Raw genomic sequence first — 21829 nt, 5'->3', positions numbered from 1 at the left:
AGGTTTGCTTATCATCAAATGTTAATCGAAGGTAGAAATAAATATAAGGTTAAAAAATCCTTTTCTAAACTTTATAATCAGCTTTTGGTTATATATGGTGAGGAAAAAACATCATGGAAAATAAACCGCTTGGCAATATTGATTATAAGGCATTTGAAGGTAAATGGTATTCGTTGTATTCTATTCCTACATTAATGGATAAGAACTGGAAACAAACTACGGAAACTTATACACTTGCTCAAGATGAACACTTTGATGTTTTAACAACCTATCATAAAAACGGTAAGCCAGAAGAACATACGGTTACGTCCAAGCTTTTTTTTAGTGAGGATAAACCTGGCGGCGATATGAAGGCTCAATTTCTATGGCCTTTTAAAATTGGATATTGGATTATTGAGATTGCCAATGACTACAGTTATGTTGTTGTGGGGCACCCTGATGAAAAATATTTGTTTATCATGGCCCGTGAACCAAAAATGGAGGCGGAGTTACTCGTTGATATTATTGAGAACTGCCGTGAGAAAGGCTATGATGTAAGTGAGTTGGTTAGTCAGGAACATTTTTAGAATAAAGGTCAGCGTTGATACCCTTATCCAGGTGGACTCTTTAAGGCATAAATAAATTTTTGTAAGCTAACCTCAAGCTGACATATATTATTTATGTTCCCGGTTTTTTGTTGATAAAATCCTGACAACTTCAGTTTTCAAATTCCGTATTTTTGAAGAACCGTTAATATTCTGAAACGGTTCATTCTTTAGCTTACAATATGTATTTAATTTTCGATACTGAAACCACGGGTTTGCCACGCAACTACAATGCGCCCATTACCGATACGGATAACTGGCCACGTTGCATTCAGATTGCCTGGCAACTACACGATGAAATGGGGAGATTGGTTGAACATCAGGATTATCTGGTTAAACCTGAAGGATTTAATATTCCCTACGATGCAGAAAGAATTCATGGTATTTCTACAGATTTAGCTGCCGAGCAGGGGATCTCACTACAGGAAGTTCTGGTGAGATTTAATGATGTGCTTTCCAGATCGAAGTTTATTGTCGGCCAGAATGTTGGCTTTGACGTAAACATTATGGGCTGTGAATTTCATCGCTTTGGTGTAGAAAACAGGATGGCAGAGATGCCAGTTCTAGATACCTGTACTGAGGTAACAGCAGATTTATTGAAGCTTCCTGGCGGTAGAGGAGGAAAGTTTAAGTTGCCCACCTTAACAGAATTACACTCTTATTTATTTGGTGTGCCATTTAATGAGGCGCATAATGCAACTGCCGATGTGGAAGCTACTACGAGGTGTTTTCTGGAGTTGGTAAAGAAAGAGGTTTTCAAGAAAGAAGAGTTACTTGTAGATGCTGAATATTTTCCGCGGTTCAGAGAGATTAATCCGGGAACAATACCCAGTTTTGGTATACAGCATGTGAACTTAAAGTCTGCTTCGGATGAGATTCGTAAGCGTTTGCAGAAGGCTGACGGAGGTGTTTCGAAAAGGGAACTTGAGGAGAATAAGCAAGAGCTTGCTGCGGCAACTTTTGTTCATTTACATAACCATACGCAGTTTTCGGTTTTACAGAGTACCATCAGTATTCCGGCATTGGTAAAAGCTGCGGCGGCGAATAAAATGCCTGCGGTGGCGATGACCGACCATGCTAATATGATGGGTGCATTTCATTTTGTGAATGCAGTTCTAAATCATAACAAGGCCGCAGAAGCCAAAAATGCTGAAGCTATTGAAGCAGGCCAACGGCCTACAGAAGTGGTGATGACGCCAGTTGTTGGTGTAGAATTTTTTGTTTGTAATAACCACCTGGACAGAACATCAAAAGATAATGGTTATCAGATGGTGCTGTTGGCAAAAAATAAAAATGGTTATCACAATTTAGCTAAAATGTCGTCGATTGCCTATACAAAAGGGTTTTATTATGTGCCCAGAATAGACAGGCAGGTGATTGAGCAGTATAAGGACGATATTATTGTGTTGTCTGGTAATCTTTCAGGAGAAATCTCCAATAAAATTTTGAATTTAGGTGAGCATCAGGCTGAAGAGGCATTAGTGTGGTGGAAGGAGCAGTTTGGTAATGATTTCTACATTGAGGTAATGCGCCACCATCAGGAGGACGAAGACCGCGTAAATGAAACCCTGATTTCACTTGCTAAAAAGCATGAGGTGAAATTAATCGCCACCAATAATACTTATTACATTGGTAAAAAAGATGCCAATGCCCACGATATTTTGCTTTGTGTAAAAGACGGGGAGAAACAGGCCACTCCTATAGGACGCGGAAGAGGCTACCGGTATGGTTTGCCAAACCAGGAGTACTATTTTAAATCGGGAGAAGAGATGAAGGCGCTTTTTGCCGACTTGCCGGATGCGATTTTAAATATACAAGAGGTTATAGATAAGATAGAAACCTACAAGCTTGCCCGCGAGGTACTTTTACCTAAGTTCGACATTCCTGAGCAGTTTCTGGTCCTGGAAGATGAATCAGATGGTGGAAAGCGTGGTGAAAACAAGTTTTTACGCCATCTTACTTACGAGGGTGCAAAGCGACGCTATCACGACTTGACTTCAGCTATCACTGAACGTTTGGATTTTGAGCTGGCTACCATTGAAAAGACTGGTTATCCAGGCTATTTCTTGATTGTACAGGATTTTATTGCTGAAGCACGTAACCTTGATGTATCAGTGGGGCCTGGCAGGGGGTCGGCGGCAGGTTCGGCTGTTGCCTATTGTTTAGGGATTACCAATATTGATCCGATTAAATACGATCTGCTTTTTGAGCGTTTCCTGAATCCGGACAGGGTTTCGATGCCGGATATTGATATCGATTTTGATGATGAGGGTCGTGGGCGCGTAATGGACTATGTAATTAATAAATATGGAGCCAACCAGGTTGCTCAGATTATTACTTATGGAACCATGGCGGCTAAGTCATCTATCCGGGATACTGCCCGGGTATTGGATTTGCCTTTATTTGAAGCAGATAAAATTGCCAAACTCATTCCAAATATGAAGTTGGCAAAGATTTTCAATCTCGACGAAAAGGCATTGAAAGAAGCCTTACGTCCGGATGAGTATGAGAAAGTGGTTGAACTGAAAAATCTGGGATCCTTAAAAGATTTAAGTGCCGAAACTATACAGCAGGCACAGGTTTTAGAAGGATCTCTTCGGAATACCGGTATTCACGCCTGTGGGGTAATTATTACACCAAGCGATATTACCAACTTTGTTCCGGTTGCAACGGCAAAGGATTCTGATTTATATGTTACGCAGTTTGATAACTCAGTTGTAGAAAGTGCGGGGTTATTAAAGATGGACTTTCTGGGGTTGAAGACCCTCACGCTGATTAAGGATACTGTAAAGCTGGTTAAAAAGCGGCATGGCATTATGCTTAACCCGGATCATTTTCCGATAGATGATGTGATGACTTACGAGCTGTTTCAGCGCGGGGAGACCATTGGTATATTCCAATATGAGAGTCCGGGTATGCAGAAGTACATGAAGGAGTTAAAGCCTACGGTATTTGACGATTTAATTGCGATGAATGCACTTTACAGGCCAGGTCCGATGGAGTACATTCCGAGTTTCGTAAGACGTAAAAATGGTGAAGAAGAAATTCAGTACGATTTAGATGCCTGTGAGGAATATCTGAAGGAAACTTATGGTATTACCGTTTACCAGGAGCAGGTGATGCTTTTGTCGCAGAAGCTGGCTGGCTTTACCAAAGGTGAGGCCGACGTTTTGCGTAAGGCGATGGGTAAGAAGCAAAAAGACGTTCTTGACAAGATGAAGCCTAAGTTTGTAAAGCAGGCTGCGGAAAAAGGTCACGATGCTACAACCCTTGAGAAAATCTGGAAAGACTGGGAGGCATTTGCCTCTTATGCGTTTAATAAGTCGCACTCTACCTGTTATGCCTGGATTGCCTATCAAACTGCCTATTTAAAGGCTCACTATCCGGCAGAATATATGGCTGCGGTACTTTCAAATAACATGAGTGACATTAAGCAGGTAGCGTTCTTTATGGAGGAATGCCGTCAGATGAGTGTTACGGTCCTTGGACCTGATGTTAACGAGTCAGACCTTAAGTTCTCGGTAAATCAAAAAGGGGAGATCCGGTTTGGAATGTCGGCAGTAAAAGGTGTTGGAGAAAAGGCAGTGGAAAGCATTATTGAGGAGCGACTGGAAAATGGGGCTTATGCTTCAGTGTATGATTTTGCGAAGCGTTCGAATACCCGTATTGTTAACAAAAAAGCATACGAAAGTTTTGTATATAGTGGTGCATTTGATGCGTTCGGTGGCCACAGGGCACAGTATTTTTATATCGGCCCCAATGATAAAATGAATGGGATAGAGAAAATCATCAAGTTTGCCAATGATTTTCAGAATAATGAAAGTACCTCGCAAGGTTCTCTTTTCGGGGGTTCAAAAGCAGACCTGATTTTAGAGCCCAGTTTACCTGTTTCACCAGAATGGGCGTTAATGGACCGATTGAAATATGAAAAGGATGCTATCGGGATTTTTCTTTCCGGGCACCCTCTGGACAACTATAAGCTTGAATTAGATCGCTTTTGCACCAATAGTGTTAAGCAACTCAGCGTCATCAATAAAGTTAGGATGGGTGATTCGAATGAAGAGGTTTTAGCCGAGTTTGATAAACTTAAGAATCGTGAGTTATGTGTTGGGGGGTTAGTAGTATCAGCATCTCAGAGAATTACCAAGACCGGAAAGCCTTTTGGAACCTTTGTTTTTGAGGATTATGATGACGCTTGTGAGATGGCGTTGTTTGGGGAAGATTTTTTAAAGTTTAAATCCTTTTTGACTGAAGGGTATTTCCTTCAAATCAGGGGTAGGGTAGGTGAACGTTTTGGAAAAGCCGGAGATTGGGAGTTTAAAATTACCGCGATTAATTTAATGTCGGAACTGAGGGATAAACTGGCTAAGAGCCTGACTATACAAGTTCCAATAGAGCGCGTAAATGAAGAATTAATGCGAGAAATTGAAGCGATATTAGCAGACAATAAGGCAAACTCTGAACAGCAGAACTGCCAACTTAACTTTGCGGTTTTCGATAGTGAAAAACAGATCATGCTGGATTTGCCTTCAAAGAACCTAAAGATCAATCCAAATAATAAGTTTTTGGAACAATTGGTGGGGTTGAATGTTGTTAATTACAAGCTTAACTAAGGCAGAAGGCTGAAGGTTAAATGGCAGAAGGGTCAGGCATCCAAGAATCTTTCATTTTTAACATCGATACCCTCTACCTCAAAGTAATGTCAAATTGACATTACACAGTTACTGGCATTACAATTGAATATATATATTTGAACATAAAAAAAAATAGTTATGGCATTAGAAATCACAGATGCAAACTTCGAGGAGCTTGTATTAAAGTCAGATAAACCCGTATTAGTAGATTTTTGGGCAGAATGGTGTGGCCCATGTCGCATGGTAGGCCCGGTTGTTGAAGAAATCGCTAAGGAGTACGATGGAAAAGCAGTAGTAGGAAAAGTAAACGTGGATAATAACCCTCAAATTTCTATGCAGTTTGGTATTCGTAACATCCCGGCTTTATTGTATTTCAAAGACGGTCAGGTTGTTGATAAACAAGTTGGTGCAGTTCCAAAATCAGTATTGGCTGAGAAACTAAACAAACAAATTGCATAGATAAGGGAAATTAAGTATTGAAATTTTCAGGCACGGATTTTGTTTTCCGGCGCTGATTATCAATGTAAGTACTCAAGTCCTGTAACATATTTAAAACCCGGGTTCCTTTAATGAGTCCGGGTTTTTTATTGCAGAAATATTTTTGTTCCTTTAATTAAAATCTAATCATGTCTATGAACCTATTCACTAACAAAACCTTAGGTTTAGTATTTACGGGTATTGCTTTAAACTGTGCAAATATTGCATGTGTATCGGCTCAAAATCCTGTGGAAACTAATCCGCCATCTGCAGATTATAAACCTGCGTTTGAAGGCCAAACACGTATCTCTGGTGTAAAAACTACTACGCCATTATCTATAAGTATACTTAATGAAAAACTTGACCGGCCCTGGGCTATTTCAGTGCTTCCTTCGGGTGGATTCTTAATTACTCAAAAAGGTGGCAATATGGTTATCCTTACTGCTGATGGAAAATCGAGCAAGGTGATTAATGGCTTGCCTAAAGTGGATGATTCAGGTCAGGGTGGATTGCTGGATGTGACGCTGGATCCGGATTTTGCGAAGAACAGAATGATTTACTGGGCTTATTCTGAGCCTCAAACTAAAGGTGTTTTACTGGCTATTGCAAAGGGAAAACTGGCGGATAGTGAAACGGCAATAGAAAACCAGACCATCATTTACCGTGCTACCCCCGCCTACGGAGGTAAACTTCAGTATGGATCACGTATTGTATTCGATAAAAGTGGAAATTTGTTTGTGAGTACGGGAGAGCGTTCGGGTGGTGACATTAGAATACAGGCTCAATATTTGAATTCTTCGTTAGGTAAAATTCTGCATTTAACAACAGATGGGAAGGCGGTTGCGGGCGGACCATTTGCAGGTAAAGCAGATGCCAGGTCAGAGATATATGCCTTAGGGCTACGCAATCCAGATGGATTAGCCATCAATCCTCAGACAGGCGATTTATGGGAGGCAGAATTTGGTCCGAAAGGTGGCGATGAAGTTAACATCATTAAACCGGGTAAGAACTATGGATGGCCAATTATAACCTACGGAACTGAATACAGTGGTAATAAGGTAGGGGATGGTATTCAACAGAAAGCAGGAATGGAGCAGCCTGTTTATTACTGGAATCCGAGTATTTCTCCAGGCTGTATTGCCTTTTATAACAGCAGTACAATACCGGAGTGGAAGGGAAATCTTTTTGTTGGAGGATTGGGTGGCTCACATATTATCCGTTTGGTGATTAAAGATAATAAGATTGTAGGTGAAGAGCGATTGCTTGAAGGAAAAGGCGGGCGATTCCGTGATATGGTTGAGAAAGACGGTGCGCTGTTTTCAGTTACTGATAACGGGAAATTGTTTAAGATTTCCAAAAAGTAAGCACGAACTTAGCTGCATACTTAATCCCAAACTCACTTGTGAGTTTGGGATTTTTTTATATATTATGTGTTGCAAATGAGATGCACGAGCGGGGTTTGAGCGCAGTAAGTCCGCAGAAATCGCATAGACTGCGGAAACCGTTTGGTTTTGATCAATCTTTAAAGTAACTTTATGGGAAACAGGATATAAGCAGGAAACTGATAGGGCGTACGTAATGATGCCTTTTCAAATCACTTCATCCTGAATCAATCTCCTCTATTGTGTTTCGCATCCTTTTAAAGAAAACTAATTTAAAAGGAATATTATGGCAATTTTTTATGGAAAAAACATCAAAGGCTCATTAGCCGGTATGGTGTTCTCGCAAGTCGGCGACATTACTGTGGTGAGGTCAAAGCCGGAAGAGGTTAAGCAAACGGCCGCTACCAAACGAGCGGCGGCGATATTTGGAAAGTATATCAGTCCGTTTGCCAGAGTAGTTAGAACAGCCTTGACCCCCATCCACAATCGGTGGTACGATTTAAAGATGGCCAACCGGATGAACAGTCAGATTTCGACTATTTTGTATCAACACCGGCAGGCGGATGGTACCTTTCTTTTTAGCAATCAAAGTTTTGACAGGCTAAACGGGTTTAACTTTAATGCCGGCAGTTTACTTGAGGATAGCTTATTAAAGTTTCCGGCAATTACCTGGGGGGATCAAAAATTCAGCATCATGGTTCCGCAGTATTTAATAAAGGATATTCGTTATCCATTGGGTTTTTCTCATAGTCAATTAAATATTAGGGTGGATTACTTTAATCTCGAAAAAGGCACGCATTCATTCAGTGACCTCTCATCCTACGATTTTATCCGTTATGTTGATGGGCCTACTGGAGAAAATTTTGAATTTGACTTTCCTGCGAGGTGTCTGGTCATCATTAGTGCATCAGTTTTGTTTGTGGGTAATCACTCTTCCAGTTCAGTAATTTTCAATAGCAAAGCCTTTCATCCGGCAGGGATCATTGGTGCACGATATCATCATGCTCCCGGAAAAAAGGGTTCGGATAAGTGGGGAAGGTATTCCCTTAAGCTACCTCTTACCAGTGCATAACAATAACGTGATATTTCGCGTCAGCGAATAAATATTCGAGCTAAAAGAGGCCGGTTTCTACCGGCTTTTTTTTAGCTTTACAATATGCAGTCTGTTAATTACGATAATGAAACCAGCTTTGGAAATCTGGAAATATTGGCTCAGCAAGTGGTTGAGGGTTTTATTACGGGTTTGCATAAGAGTCCTTTTCATGGTTTTTCTGTGGAGTTTGCAGAGCACCGGCAATATAATACCGGCGACAATGTTAAAAGTATAGACTGGAAGCTTTTTGCAAAAACCGATAAACTATATAGCAAGCGTTTCGAAGAAGAAACCAATCTTCGTGCTCAGTTTGTGATTGATGTTTCCTCTTCAATGTACTTTCCAAAGCCCGGAAACAACAAATTAACATTTTCTATTCAGGCGGCGGCATCATTGATGTATTTACTTAAAAGGCAAAGGGATGCCTTCGGATTGAGCTTGTTTACAGATGAAATTTTACTTAGCTCTCCTGCAAAATCCACCACCGTTCACCAGAAGTATTTATTTACACAGCTTGAAGAATTGTTGCATAAGCCAAATGTAAATGCAAAAACAAACCTGAGCGAGGCCTTGCATCAGGTTTCTGAGCTAATTCATAAGCGGTCGTTAGTTATCATTTTTAGCGATCTTTTTAACACTGGTATGAGCCAGGAAAATACGGATGCATTTTTTGACGCATTGCAGCATTTGAAATTTAATAAACATGAAGTAGTGGTTTTTAGTGTTGCAGATAAATCAAAGGAGGTTAATTTTAATTACGAAAACCGACCTTACCAATTTGTAGATATGGAAACCGGGGAAACCATTAAGGTGCATGCTAACCAGGTGAAGGAAAATTATTCTGCGGCCATTTCCCGTTACCGGCAACAGATATCCTTGAAGTGTGCACAATATAAGATCGACCTGATTGATGCGGACATTAATGAAGGGTTTTACCCTATTTTACAGGCTTATTTAATTAAGCGGCAAAAGTTAGGCTAGCTGACAAACAACTGGCATTTTGAGCTGTTAAATATTAAAAAATGATTTGAATTTAAAACCCGGATATATGTTAGAAAAAGGTACTGTAGCACCAGATTTTGAATTGAATGCTACGCCCGATCAAAAAATAAAACTTAAAGATTTTCTTGGTAAAAATGTAATTCTGGCATTTTATCCTGCAGACTGGAGTCCGGTGTGTAGTGATCAAATGGCACTATACAATGAAATGCTTAAATATTTTACCAAACACAATGCACAGATTTTCGGGATTTCTGTTGACAGTGGCTGGTGCCATATGGCTTTTTCAAATGACCGCAAACTCCATTTCCCTTTGTTAGCTGATTTTGAACCAAAAGGTTCCGTTTCGAAAGCCTATGGTGTTTATGATGATGAATTGGGTGAAAGTAAAAGAGCATTATTTGTTATTGATAAAGAAGGGAAAATAGCATGGAGTTATTTATCACCCACTGCTGTTAATCCTGGTGCCGACGGAATTTTGGATGTATTAGAAGAACTTGAAAAAGGATAGGAATATGAGCACATTAAAGCCAGAAGTGGGCACAAAAGATCATGTACAGGGAAGTAGCGATGCATCAATCACCATTGTAGAGTTTGGTGATTACCAGTGTCCGCATTGCGGAAATGCCTATCCTATTTTAAAGGAGATTGAAGAGACCTTTGGCGACCAGGTCAAACTGGTTTTCCGGAACTTTCCATTGCGGGAAGCTCACGAATTTGCTTATGCTGCTTCTCTGGCTGCCGAAGCTGCGGCTTTACAGGATAAGTTTTGGGAGATGCATGATGCTATTTATGAAAATCAGTACCGATTGGAAGAAGGCCTTTTTGATGAACTTGCAGAAGCACTGGGCCTGGATCTTGATCAGTTTGCTGCAGATTTATCATCAGAAGGTGTTAAAGAAAAAGTCGAATCTGACTTTGAAAGCGGCATTAGGAGTGGTGTAAACGGCACTCCTTCATTTTACGTTAATGGAACGAAATTCGATGGCGGAGCAACAGATTTGTATGCCATGCTTAAAGAAAGTACTGAGTAGTTTCAATTCATTACCTTGTGTGAAAACCTTCTGAAATAAAAAACCTCATGTATTTTTCAATACATGAGGTATCAGATAAGGGTAACCGGAAAACTAAAAAACTAATTATGAGTTTTTAGAATTTAACAAAACGGAAATCGCTTCTGGTGTTTTGTTATCTCAAAGGTGCGGTTCAATTATGAAGTTTAGGTGAAGAAATTGAATTCTGCATCAACGAATCAATCCTTAAAGTCTTTTTCAAGTCAGATTGATATTTTAAGCCTGAATCCTCAAAACAATATTTTTCTTTTTTTATTTATTAATTATCTGTGATCATCGGGATTATGGATGTTAAAAGATAAGCCATGAGTAAAAATGTAGCAGAGCAACTGGTAGAAATGCTGGTAGAAGCTGGTGTAAAAAGAATTTATGCCGTTACGGGAGATAGCCTGAATTATTTTAATGAAGCCGTTAGGAAAAACGGAAAGATCAAGTGGATCCATGTTCGTAATGAAGAGGCGGGTGCGTTTGCCGCTGCGGCTGAAGCGGAACTAGACGGTATCGCCTGTTGTGCAGGTAGCTGCGGTCCGGGGCATGTACACCTGATTAATGGTTTATATGACGCCCATCGCTCACACGTACCGGTGATTGCAATTGCCTCCACTATACCAACCGGTGAATTTGGAATGGATTTTTTTCAGGAAACTAATACTATAAAACTTTTTGACGATTGTAGCTTTTATAATCAGATAGCCACCACACCAGAACAGGCACCGAGAATGCTTCAAACTGCTTTACAACATGCCATACATCAAAAAGGTGTTGCCGTTTTCGGATTACCAGGCGACGTTTCTCAAATGGACGCAGTCGAAAGTGTAACCTCTATGCAGTTTTTTAGTAATAAGCCAGTTGTTCGTCCTTCCGAGGAAGAATTGGGTGAGCTTGCATTGCTGTTAAATTCCGAGAAGAAAATTACGCTTTATTGTGGCATTGGCGCTGCTGAGGCTCATGATGAGGTTGTTGCACTTGCGTCACGATTAAAATCCCCCGTGTCATTTTCTTTCAGGGGGAAAATGAGTATACAGCACAATAATCCTTACGAGGTAGGGATGACTGGGTTATTGGGACAGCCTTCGGGTTATCATGCAATGCATGAGGCCGATGTTGTGTTACTTTTAGGTACAGACTTCCCTTATGTCAATTTCATGCCTGTAAAAAATAAGATTGTTCAAATTGATGAGCGGCCTGAGCGTTTAGGCAGAAGGGCAAAACTAACTATGGGGTTGTGTGGTAATATTGCCGATTCCATTGCGGCTTTACTCCCGCTTTTGGAAGAGAAGACTGACGATGATTTTTTAAAATCACAACTGGAGTTTTACGAAAAGGTAAAGGAAAACCAACAGGTTTATATTAAAGATCAAGGAGAAGAAAACAGGATTCAGCCAGAATTTGTTGCAGACACACTCAACCGGATTGCATCAAGCGATGCCATTTTTACTGTAGATACAGGTATGTGCTGTGTTTGGGGCGCCAGGTTTATTGATGGCACAGGGAAACGTAAAATGCTCGGATCATTTAATCATGGATCCATGGCGAATGCAATGCCAATGGCTATCGGTGCGGCTTTAGCTCATCCTGAAAAGCAGGTTATTGCATTGTGTGGGGACGGAGGTTTATCGATGCTTCTGGGGGACATTGCCACTATAAAGCAGTATAACCTACCTGTAAAACTTATTGTATTTAATAACAGGGCTTTGGGAATGGTTAAATTAGAGATGGAGGTAGATGGCTTACCTGATAACGAAACAGACATGATCAATCCGGATTTTGCATTGGTTGCGCAAGCGATGGGTTTTAAAGGGATGACCGTTTCAAAGCCTGAAGATGTTGAAACTGCTATTGCCCATGCTTTAAGTGAAGATGGTCCGGTGCTGTTGAATATTATGACTAATCCAAATGCATTGGCTATGCCTCCGAAAATAGAATGGAAACAAATTAAGGGTATGACTGAGTCAATGACTAAACTCATGCTTGGAGGAAAAATGAGTGAAGTTTTTGACACGATTAAATCGAACTACAAGCACCTGGGAGAGGTTTTGTAAGGAATCGTACGTATTCGTCATTCCCTGTAGAGGGGAATGACGAATTTAGTAATTATAAGTTTCCCCGTAGTTCCTGTTCCCTTTCGAGGGACTCAAACAATGCTTTGAAATTACCGGCTCCAAAACTTTGTGCTCCTTTTCTCTGTATAATTTCGAAGAATAATGTTGGACGATCTTCTACCGGTTTAGTGAAAATCTGAAGCAGATAGCCTTCTTCGTCGCAGTCGACCAAAATTCCTAAACTTTCTAACAGTGAGACTTCTTCATCAATCTGACCCACACGCTGTGGCATCATATCATAATAAGCTTCCGGAGGCGCACTTAGGAATTCAACCCCCCGGGATTTTAAATCTTTTACTGTTTTCACAATATCTTTTGTTGCTACTGCGATGTGTTGAACGCCTTCTCCCTCATAGTATTCAAGGTATTCTTCGATTTGCGATTTCTTTTTACCCTCGGCCGGTTCATTGATCGGAAATTTTGAATAGCCGTTACCATTACTCATTACTTTACTCATTAATGCGGAGTATTCGGTGTTAATTTGTTTATCATCAAAAGAGAGGATATTTACAAAACCCATTACCTCCTCATACCATTTTACGGCTTCGTTCATGCGGTTCCAACCTACATTGCCTACGCAGTGGTCGATGTATAGCAAGCCTGCATCCAAGGGATTGTAGTCACTTATCCATTCCCTGTATCCAGGCATGAATGTACCATTGTAATTTTTGCGTTCGATAAACATGTGAATTGTTTCCCCGTAGGTATAAATGCCACTCATCCTGACTTCGCCATCTTCATCTGTAATTGTTTTTGGTTCCAGATAAGGTTTTGCGCCTCTCTTTGTTGTTTCTTCAAACGCACTGTAGGCATCATCGACCCATAGTGCGAGCACTTTTACGCCATCCCCATGATTTTTAACATGTTCGGCGACGGGGTGGTCAGATTTCAGCGCTGTTGTGAGGATAATTCGGATTTTACCCTGCTGCAATACGTAAGAGGCCCGATCTCTGACGCCCGTTTCGGGACCTGCATAGGCCAGGCTTTGAAATCCAAATGCTGTTTTATAGTAGTGTGCAGACTGTTTGGCATTACCCACGTAAAATTCGATATAGTCTGTTCCATTAATAGGCAGGAAATCCTGTGCTTTAGCTATCTTTTCTGCAAATGTTAATGTTTCCATTGTATTTGTTGTTTTATTGATTGGGTGTGCGTTTATTATTTTAATTGTTTCATGGTCAATTTACTGTTTCCAGCTTTGATAATAATTCTCGTCTTCGATATCAAGGGCGTCTTGTGTAAGCATTAAAGGCTTGAAGGGATCAATCATTACTGCAAGCTCATCTGTTTTTTCTTTTCCTATGGATTTTTCTACGGTTCCGGGATGGGGTCCATGAGGAATACCACCGGGATGAAGGGTAATTTGTCCTTTTACAACACTTTTCCGGCTCATAAAATCTCCATCTACATAATATAATACTTCATCGCTATCTACATTACTGTGGTTGTATGGTGCCGGAATGGACTCGGGGTGGTAGTCATATTTTCTGGGGACAAAAGAACAAACCACAAAGTTATGCCCTTCAAAAGTCTGATGGACTGGTGGAGGCTGATGTAAACGCCCGGTTATGGGTTCGAAATCATGAATTGATAAGGCATAAGGATAATGATAGCCATCCCATCCGATATAATCAAATGGATGTGTTCCATAGGTATAAGGGTAAATTAAACCTTGTTTTTTGATTAATACATTGAAATCTCCATGCTCATCGTTAGTTTGCAGATTTTGAGGAAGTCTCAAATCCCGCTCACAATACGGTGCATGTTCCATCAGCTGGCCATACTGGTTAAGGTAACGTTTAGGTGGTCTTAAGGGGCTGAAACTTTCTACGATGAATAAGCGGTTATTTTCGTCATTAAATTCCATCTGATAAATTGTTCCTCTTGGAATGATCAGGTAATCGCCATAAGCGAAGCTGATTTCACCGAATCCTGTTTTGAGTTTTCCGGTGCCTTCGTGAACGAAAATCAGCTCATCTGCCTGGCTGTTTTTGTAAAAGTAGTCAGTCATTGACTTTCTGGGGGCGGCCAGTACAATGTGTAAATCGCTGTTTACGAGTATGGGTTTCCGGCTCTTCAAATAATCATCTTCGGGTTTAATTTTAAAGCCGATGAGACTTGTGTGTTTTAAATGCTTTTCTCGCGCAACATTTGGTTCCACGTTGTAGGGTTCTCCTAAATGCTTCACAATTGTTGGGGGGTAGGAATGGTAAACTAAAGAATATAAGCTGGAAAAGCCTTCTGTAGAAACAAGTTCTTCGGCATAGAGATTCCCATCGGGTTTGCGGAAAACCGTATGGCGTTTAGGGGGTATTTGCCCTAATTTGTGGTAAACAGGCATAACAAAGAAATTATGGTTAGAAAAAAAATCTCAATTGATGAACAATCGGAGCGCAAATGCGTTTTCGATTAATAGAAAAGAGTAAGGATACTAAAGAGAATATTGAGCCATGATCAGTTTAGATAGCATTTTGTAGCGACGTGCAGCAATGGCATCATTAACTAAGGTGATATGTAATGCTTTTAAGATCATGTTCTTATTGATACAAGGTAAGTATATTATTTGAAAATTGAAATTTTAATTTACCTTTAACTAATTACAATCGTTCCCAAGATGAGATTTATTTTAACAGTTATTTTTTGTGTAACTATCGGTTATGCGGGTTATTCGCAGCAGCGGCCACACTTCAAAATTAAAGTGGAAGATCGTGGAGGAAAAATGACAAGAGGAGATTTCTATGCTGCTTCTGATGATGGTTTAACATTGATCAGGAACCGGCAGGATACGGTTAAATTAAGCGCAGACAGTATTGTTGCACTTCATATTCAGCGTAAAGGTTTTGTTGCGCCACTTGCCATTGCCGGAGGTGTTGCGTTCTTTGCTTTTGCCGCGAAGAGTGACAAGATTGCTGAATCTCTGGTACTGATTGTTGCGGGGGTACCTGCCGGGATTGCAGCAGGAACATTTCTTGGAAATGTAATTTCGACGAAGAAAAAATATAAAGCATTACAGGCTAAAGATTTTCCGATGATTAAGGACAACTTAAAGCAATTTACGGTTGTAAAATAACATTGTTGCGTATTGGCTGGTTGTTAAAATTATTTAGCTTTACAGTATTCTAACCAAATTATATGAAACTAGTATCTTACAAAACCGAAGATAGCGCCCACCTTGGCGTTTTTATAAATGGCCACATTTACAACCTGAATAGCTGTGATAAATTGCTTCCTGATAGCATGCGTGAGTTTTTGAATGGTGGAGAGGTGCTGATGGAAAGGGCGAAAAAGGTAGATGAAGAGATTAAAAATGGTTCAATTGGTGCAAAAGAAGAAATTTTCTATGAGCTTCTGGCACCTGTTCCTCATCCAACCAGTTGCAGAGATGGCTATGCTTTCAGGCAACACGTGGCTGCTGCACGCAGAAACCGGAAAGTTGAAATGATACCTGAATTTGATGAATATCCTATATTTTATTTCACCAATCATAACGCAATACAAGGTACCGGAGAAATTGAGTGTATGCCAGATCATTTTGATAAGCTTGATTTCGAACTTGAACTTGCTATTGTAGTTGGCAAAAAGGGTAGAAATATAAGGGCAAGTGAAGCGGATGAATATATTGCCGGATATATGGTGATGAACGACATGAGTGCCAGGACATTGCAGATGGAAGAAATGCTTTTAAACCTTGGCCCGGCGAAAGGTAAAGATTTTGCCACTACAATAGGCCCCTGGTTAGTTACTCCAGATGAGCTTGAGCCTTATAAGGTTCCTTGTAAAGAAGGACATACCGGAAATGCTCACCATTTGAAAATGACCTGCCGGGTTAACGGTATAGAGGTATCAAAAGGCAACGCAGCAGATATGGACTGGACATTTGCTGAGATTATTGAGCGCTGCGCATATGGGGTAGACATTTTACCCGGTGATGTAATTGGCTCCGGAACTGTAGGTACGGGCTGTTTTTTAGAGCTTAACGGTACGGGACTGTTAAATGATCCAGGTTATCAGGTACAATGGTTGCAGCCTGGAGATGTTGTGGAAATGGAGATCACCGGTTTAGGTGCACTGACAAATACAATTACCCGGGCTGACACTGATTTTTCAATTCTTGGGCTGAAAAAATAAGAGGCTGCTACACATGCTAACATTAAAGACTGAAGAATTATCGGCTGTTGAACTGCAGCATTTTCTGCAATATGCCATTGCTCCGCGGCCAATTTGTTTTGCTTCCACAGTAGGTGAGGCGGGCAATGTGAATTTAAGTCCGTTCAGTTTCTTCAATATGTTTAGTACAAAACCACCGATTTGTGTGTTTTCGCCATCAAGGCGAGTACGTGACAATACAACGAAGCATACGCTTGAGAATGTGCTTCAGGTGAAGGAGTGTGTAATCAATATTGTGAATTACGACATGGTGCAGCAAATGAGTTTGGCCAGTACTGAATATGGTAAGGATGTGAACGAATTTGAAAAAGCAGGTTTTACCATGTTAAAATCAGAAACGGTAGCTCCGCCACGGGTTGCCGAGGCACCTGTTCAGCTTGAGTGCGTCGTTAATGATGTTATTTCTCTTGGAGATGTGCACGGTGCCGGAAATTTAGTTTTAGCGGAAGTAAAACTGATTCATATTAATGAGGCAATTCTGGATCATGATGGAAAAGTTGATCAGCAGAAAATAGATCTGGTGGCTCGTTTGGGAGGGGACTGGTATTGCAGAGTCACTTCTGAAAATTTGTTCAAGGTTGCTAAGCCGCTTGCCCGATTAGGCATAGGCGTTGACCAGTTGCCTAAAGCGGTGAGATTATCGAAAGTGTTAACGGGAAATGATTTAGGGATGCTGGGAAATGTGGAGCAGCTTCCGAGTGAGGACGAAGTTGACCTGGTTATGTTGAACCCTGAAGTTAAGGAAATTATGGATGCTACGATTGGTGACCCTACCAATCGGGAAAGAGAATTACATGAGCTTGCAAAAAGCTTTCTTCAAACGGGAAATGTAGACATTGCGTTAAAGATAGTTTTACTTTAACATTTCTTATCAAGCGATAATTAAAGGATACTCACGATTTTCATGAACCGGGTTTTATAGTGGCCATTCAGTGGCGTAATGGTTACACTGTGTGCCTTTCCTGACGAGGCATGAATGAATCTAATTCCATCCGCATCTATTGAGTATACGATACCAACATGGCCAATTCTTCTTACTCTGGAATTGCTTCCTGTGAAGATGAGTACGTCTCCTACTTTTGCATCTTCAAGGGTAGTTTCTTTACCTGTATAGCTAAACTCTCTTGATGAGCGCGGTACTTTAAATCCGAAATTACTAAACACATAGCTTACAAATCCTGAACAATCAAATCCTAATTTTGGATTGCTGGTGGCATAACGATATCGTATGCCTAGCATGCTTTTCGCAAAGTCAATTAAGGATTCGGAGCTGGTTTCATTTTCCTTTACCAATTCCTTAGTTTCTTTCGGAAGGTTTGATATTAAGTTTTTAATCAACTCCTGGTATTGAGATGGGATGATTGTTTGGGTTTTTCCTGCCGTGGCAGACAAAATGAAAAACAAAATCGGGATTATTATTTTCTTCATATGTTAATCTCAAAGATATAAAAAATATCCAGAGTGAATTAAAATGTTGAAAATGAGTAAAAAAAAAAGCTTCAGATATTCTGAAGCTTTTTGAGGTTAAATCCCTGGGAACAAGGTTTGAGCTCTTTCTCCTATTAATGGAATGGGCTTTTTTTCGCCCTGTATTGCACCGATTAGCCCAATTAACCATAGTACAAACAAGGCCAGTTGTACCGCTGAGCCCAGGAAGCCGAAAGAACCCACACCAGTAGTTAATATTACTGCGGTGAGCAGGATTGCCAGTCCCCAGCCCAGAACTGTTGACACAATGGCAAAAAGCAATGTTTGCCTAAGCTGATAGCTACCTAATTCTGTTTTGTTGTCTTTGTGGAGTGCGAAATAGGCAATCAGCCATCCTACGATAGTAAAATAACTTACAATTGCAGCAGTTTTTCCGTCGCCCTGCGTTTTGAAATTAGCATTAGTTTCCATAGATGATTTTTAAGAGGTTTTAGGTTTGGTTTTCAGTATTGTTTACTAAACGCTTTTTTTAACAAACAAGTTGAGATTTTGTTTGAGATCCTATTCACACCTGATAAGATTTAGCTATGGTGTAGTTACTGCAACCGGTAAAATTTTTCCATTAAAAAATTTGTGTCCGGTTTTTGCAAAATCAGCGATGTATTTACCCATCTCGAATGCCATAACAGGGCTTTGATATCCAGGAAAAGCAGCTTCCAGCATTTCAGTTTGAGCTGATCCCAAGGCCAGGCAGTTTACTTTTATACCTGTTTCTGCGAGTTCAAATGCCAGGCACTCTGTTAAGGTATGCAGGGCAGCTTTGCTGGCGGAATATGCCGATAGACCCGGGAATTTTACACTTCCCTGAAAGCCGCCCATACTACCAATATTTACAATGTGGCTACCGCTTCCCATCAATGGTAAAACATTTTGGATCATCCTGAAGTGAGCGATAACATTGCTTTGCAGCATTTCTCCCAAATCGGCTTCCGTTGTTTCCAGGAATGGCTTATTGATTAAGCTTCCTGCGTTATTGATCAGGATATCAATGTTGCCTAAGCGCTCTTTGAGGAATGGTAGTAATGCGGCATAGTCATCATTCACTATATCGAATTCTACAGGAAGCAATGTGCATTCAGGGTTAATGCTTCGCGCAATTTCCAAAAGCTTACGTAATTTATCGGCAGTACGTGCTATGGCGACAATTTTATTTTGTTTCTGTAAGCTAAATTCTAGTGCAGCTTCGAAACCAATTCCACTGCTTGCTCCTGTAATTATAATGTTCATCTCTGGGTTTTTTGGCATGTTACCGGTTAAAGCAGCAACATGGCACAAAGTTATTAAACCTTTTCTGAATGTTATTGAAGTTATTTCACAACCTTGTACTTAATTTGATAGCAACTGTGATACCGGGTGTTTGATTACGTGTAATCCATCTAGAATTAATTTATGATGATCAGGCTCTTTGGCCGCTTTTATTTCGATGTATATCATGAGTTCCTTTTCGAGCCTGGTGTACCGGGGTTTTTGAGCAATCAGTTCTAAAATCTCGAGGGCACAAAGCCAGTCTTGCCGGTGTTGTTGTTTCAGTTTATCGAAAATATCGTTTAATTCATCAAGCGATTCATTATTTTCCCTGATCTCACGAACACGTTTGTATAGATTATGCAGATTTTTTGTTTTTTCATCATACTGTAGCTGATGCGTTTTTTCAGTGCTAACGGGGGTTATTTCTTCGTAAGCATCTTTATCGGCGGCGCCATTAAAGACAGATATAATTTTACTTCCTACGGCCATATCATAGGTACCCCATTCGGCCCTGAACAGAATATTGTTGTTGCTCTCGGTAACTGTACATTCTTCGAATGTAATTAATAGTAGCTTTCCATTTTTTCTCAACAGGTTGGTGACTTTTCCGGTTACTTTGATTCCGCTTTCGAAAGTCAGTCCGGTTTTGTCGCCCGTTTTCAACGCAGCAATTTCCGCGTCAGTATAATTTTCTAGTAGTTTAGCTGATCCTTTAAGTTGACCCACAGGAGATGAGAACCCATCAGTATGGTAATTTTTTCCATGGTTATTAAGCTGTATGTTTTCGAAGGCTAATGCAGATGGACCAGTAGTTTTAATGAAGGTAAGCTCATCATTGGTATCGATGCCTATATCAGTAAATATCCCGGAAACCTGCAATCCAGATGAGTAAACTGCTGTTGCAACGTTTTTGCATGCGATGGCTTTTAATACACTTTCTGATCCGCCGCGACGAAACGCCATGGTGTCGGCAAATTGTTCCAGTACATCAATCAGATTTTGAAATGTTGGTGTAACAAAAAGCCGTGGTTGCGGTTTTGTGATGTCGTACTGATGGTTTATCGTATTGATACTATACCATAATTTTTCGACGTCGTTCTGCATACATGTGGCACTTTCGCCAATTGAAGAAAGTAAGCCTGCGCCATAAATTTTAGGATCCTCCAGCGTACCAATTAACCCATACTCGACTGTCCACCAGTGCAGTCGCCCAAGAAGTGCCATTTCAGATGGTTCTCCCATGTTTTCACTGATGTAGCGCAGGTTTTTTTCGGCTTTAGCAATTTCCATTTCATCGGCATCGTTTGCTTCTTTTAGTATAGAAAGTTTTCGAATTGCTTCGTAAAGTTCGAAATCTTTTGCCGAAAACATTGCTTTTGCTCCTATGGATCCGAAGTAGCTCAGGTAATTGTTATAATCGGCATCGGCTATTATGGGTGCATGACCTGCGCTTTCATGGATAATATCCGGAGCGGGTGTATATTCGATGTGGTTAATCTGACGGATATCGGCGGCGATAACCAAAACCTTGTAAGCCTGATATTCCATAAAGGCCGCAGGCGGTATAAAACCATCAACGGTAACTGCTCCCCAACCGATTTTGCCTAGATTATCGTTCATGGTTTGCAGGTCGGGGATATGTTCAATGCTTAAACCGGCCCGCTGCAAGCCTTTGATATAAGGGTAGTAAGCAACATTTTTCAGGTAGCTATAATTCTGACGCATGACGTATCGCCATACTGCCTGATCTATTGGGGTGTATTTTCCATAGTTCTGATTAACGATAAACTGCTTTAAATGATTGGGCAATTTCGCAACCTGTGGATTACTAAAGTCGTTAAAATGGCTCATTGCTATTATGATGAATAAGTTGGTTGAGCACTAAGTTAGCTTGTTGCGATTAGCTAAGCAAGAAGTATGGCGTTTATTTAAGCCCTGATTTTGTGCATATCCATTTTGTGTGCAGCTTTACACGAAATGAGAGGAAGGCTGAATTGATCTTGGGTGGGACTAGTTCTTTTTGCCTTTATTGCCGCCGATTTTTTTTACACTGAAGGTGAAGTAGTGCTGATATAAATAGCTGAACAAGGCGATTCCGACTTGCACAACCAATCTTGAAACAGTGGGATATATGCCCATTATTTCGACAAAAAACTTCAGTAAAACATAGTTTAATAACATGTTTATAAACTGCAGGTTGATGAAACGAAATAACTGTGTGCGGGATTTAACCTCGCTGTGGGTAAAAATAAGGTATTTGTTGAGGATGAAGCTATAAGGAATCACAACAACAAATTCAACAGCCAGGGAAACTGTATTGCGCTTTAGGGTGAAGAATAATACTTTAACCTCTTCAGTAAGGAATATGTAATTGTAAGCTACCCAAAACATTACAAGGCCCAAAACGAATGTACTTCCACCAGTTGCAAGGTATCTGAAGTTATGCAAGGATACAAATCTTCTGAAAGGGGGATAGAAAAAATCGATGAATGCTAAAATAGCTTTGCGCATGAATTGTTTGTGGTGTTTGGGCAAAGGTAGTTTTTTTAATAAAAACCTTCAGAAAATTATATTGATATTCT

Annotated in this window: 19 protein-coding genes; 12 read left to right on the top strand and 7 right to left on the bottom strand. The window is 40.4% G+C overall.

What is annotated here, in order from left to right; all coding sequences use genetic code 11:
• Positions 1-113: 113 nt before the first annotated feature.
• The 9 genes from AB669_RS02320 (at position 114) to AB669_RS02280 (ending at position 12284) form a co-directional block, all read left to right on the top strand.
• Positions 114-566 (top strand): lipocalin family protein, encoded by a 453-nt coding sequence (locus AB669_RS02320; protein WP_047797640.1) that lies wholly within the window; start codon positions 114-116, stop codon positions 564-566.
• 200 nt (positions 567-766) lie between these two features.
• A complete protein-coding gene (gene dnaE / locus AB669_RS02315) occupies positions 767-5197 on the top strand; it encodes a DNA polymerase III subunit alpha (protein ID WP_047797639.1) in 4431 nt (1476 codons plus the stop codon).
• 159 nt (positions 5198-5356) lie between these two features.
• Positions 5357-5677: a thioredoxin gene (trxA, locus tag AB669_RS02310; protein ID WP_047797638.1), complete on the top strand. Its 321-nt coding sequence runs from the start codon at positions 5357-5359 to the stop codon at positions 5675-5677.
• Between the two features lie 167 nt (positions 5678-5844).
• Complete coding sequence (locus AB669_RS02305) at positions 5845-7059, top strand: PQQ-dependent sugar dehydrogenase (RefSeq protein ID WP_231582617.1); 1215 nt, start codon at positions 5845-5847, stop codon at positions 7057-7059.
• A 304-nt stretch (positions 7060-7363) separates the two neighbouring features.
• Positions 7364-8149, top strand: coding sequence for a hypothetical protein (locus AB669_RS02300; RefSeq protein ID WP_047797636.1), 786 nt, complete (start codon positions 7364-7366; stop codon positions 8147-8149).
• Between the two features lie 84 nt (positions 8150-8233).
• Positions 8234-9151: a DUF58 domain-containing protein gene (locus AB669_RS02295; RefSeq protein ID WP_047797635.1), complete on the top strand. Its 918-nt coding sequence runs from the start codon at positions 8234-8236 to the stop codon at positions 9149-9151.
• 67 nt (positions 9152-9218) lie between these two features.
• Positions 9219-9680 (top strand): redoxin domain-containing protein, encoded by a 462-nt coding sequence (locus tag AB669_RS02290; RefSeq protein ID WP_047797634.1) that lies wholly within the window; start codon positions 9219-9221, stop codon positions 9678-9680.
• Positions 9681-9684: 4 nt separating this feature from the next.
• Positions 9685-10203, top strand: a complete 519-nt coding sequence (locus AB669_RS02285) for a thioredoxin domain-containing protein (protein WP_047797633.1) — start codon at positions 9685-9687, stop codon at positions 10201-10203.
• Between the two features lie 344 nt (positions 10204-10547).
• A complete protein-coding gene (locus AB669_RS02280) occupies positions 10548-12284 on the top strand; it encodes a thiamine pyrophosphate-dependent enzyme (RefSeq protein ID WP_047797632.1) in 1737 nt (578 codons plus the stop codon).
• A 52-nt stretch (positions 12285-12336) separates the two neighbouring features.
• Here AB669_RS02280 and hppD read toward each other — a convergent pair whose 3' ends face one another.
• Positions 12337-13467 (bottom strand): 4-hydroxyphenylpyruvate dioxygenase, encoded by a 1131-nt coding sequence (gene hppD, locus AB669_RS02275; RefSeq protein ID WP_047797631.1) that lies wholly within the window; start codon positions 13465-13467, stop codon positions 12337-12339.
• A 60-nt stretch (positions 13468-13527) separates the two neighbouring features.
• Entirely contained in the window at positions 13528-14685 is a 1158-nt protein-coding gene (locus AB669_RS02270; protein WP_047797630.1) for a homogentisate 1,2-dioxygenase, read from the bottom strand.
• Positions 14686-14958: 273 nt separating this feature from the next.
• Between AB669_RS02270 and AB669_RS02265 the strand changes: the two genes are divergently transcribed.
• The 3 genes from AB669_RS02265 (at position 14959) to AB669_RS02255 (ending at position 17373) form a co-directional block, all read left to right on the top strand.
• Positions 14959-15414 (top strand): hypothetical protein, encoded by a 456-nt coding sequence (locus AB669_RS02265; protein WP_047797629.1) that lies wholly within the window; start codon positions 14959-14961, stop codon positions 15412-15414.
• A 62-nt stretch (positions 15415-15476) separates the two neighbouring features.
• Positions 15477-16472: a fumarylacetoacetate hydrolase family protein gene (locus AB669_RS02260; protein ID WP_047797628.1), complete on the top strand. Its 996-nt coding sequence runs from the start codon at positions 15477-15479 to the stop codon at positions 16470-16472.
• A 13-nt stretch (positions 16473-16485) separates the two neighbouring features.
• Complete coding sequence (locus AB669_RS02255) at positions 16486-17373, top strand: flavin reductase family protein (RefSeq protein WP_047797627.1); 888 nt, start codon at positions 16486-16488, stop codon at positions 17371-17373.
• Between the two features lie 20 nt (positions 17374-17393).
• Here the strand turns inward: AB669_RS02255 and AB669_RS02250 are convergent, their stop codons facing one another.
• From AB669_RS02250 to AB669_RS02230, 5 genes are all read right to left on the bottom strand, one after another.
• Positions 17394-17939 (bottom strand): C40 family peptidase, encoded by a 546-nt coding sequence (locus tag AB669_RS02250; RefSeq protein WP_047797626.1) that lies wholly within the window; start codon positions 17937-17939, stop codon positions 17394-17396.
• A gap of 96 nt (positions 17940-18035) precedes the next feature.
• Positions 18036-18410 (bottom strand): DUF4870 domain-containing protein, encoded by a 375-nt coding sequence (locus AB669_RS02245; RefSeq protein ID WP_047797625.1) that lies wholly within the window; start codon positions 18408-18410, stop codon positions 18036-18038.
• Positions 18411-18524: 114 nt separating this feature from the next.
• A complete protein-coding gene (locus AB669_RS02240) occupies positions 18525-19226 on the bottom strand; it encodes an SDR family oxidoreductase (RefSeq protein ID WP_047797726.1) in 702 nt (233 codons plus the stop codon).
• Positions 19227-19325: 99 nt separating this feature from the next.
• A complete protein-coding gene (locus AB669_RS02235; protein ID WP_047797624.1) occupies positions 19326-21098 on the bottom strand; it encodes an aromatic amino acid hydroxylase in 1773 nt (590 codons plus the stop codon).
• Positions 21099-21257: 159 nt separating this feature from the next.
• The gene (locus tag AB669_RS02230) at positions 21258-21758 is read right to left on the bottom strand and encodes a GtrA family protein (protein WP_047797623.1); all 501 of its coding nucleotides are present in this window, start codon (positions 21756-21758) and stop codon (positions 21258-21260) included.
• Between the last annotated feature and the right edge of the window lie 71 nt (positions 21759-21829).

Source organism: Pedobacter sp. BMA (assembly GCF_001027745.1).
Lineage (GTDB): Bacteria > Bacteroidota > Bacteroidia > Sphingobacteriales > Sphingobacteriaceae > Pedobacter.
Note: the sequence above shows the minus strand (reverse complement) of the source record. Positions and strands in the feature narration are given on the sequence as shown.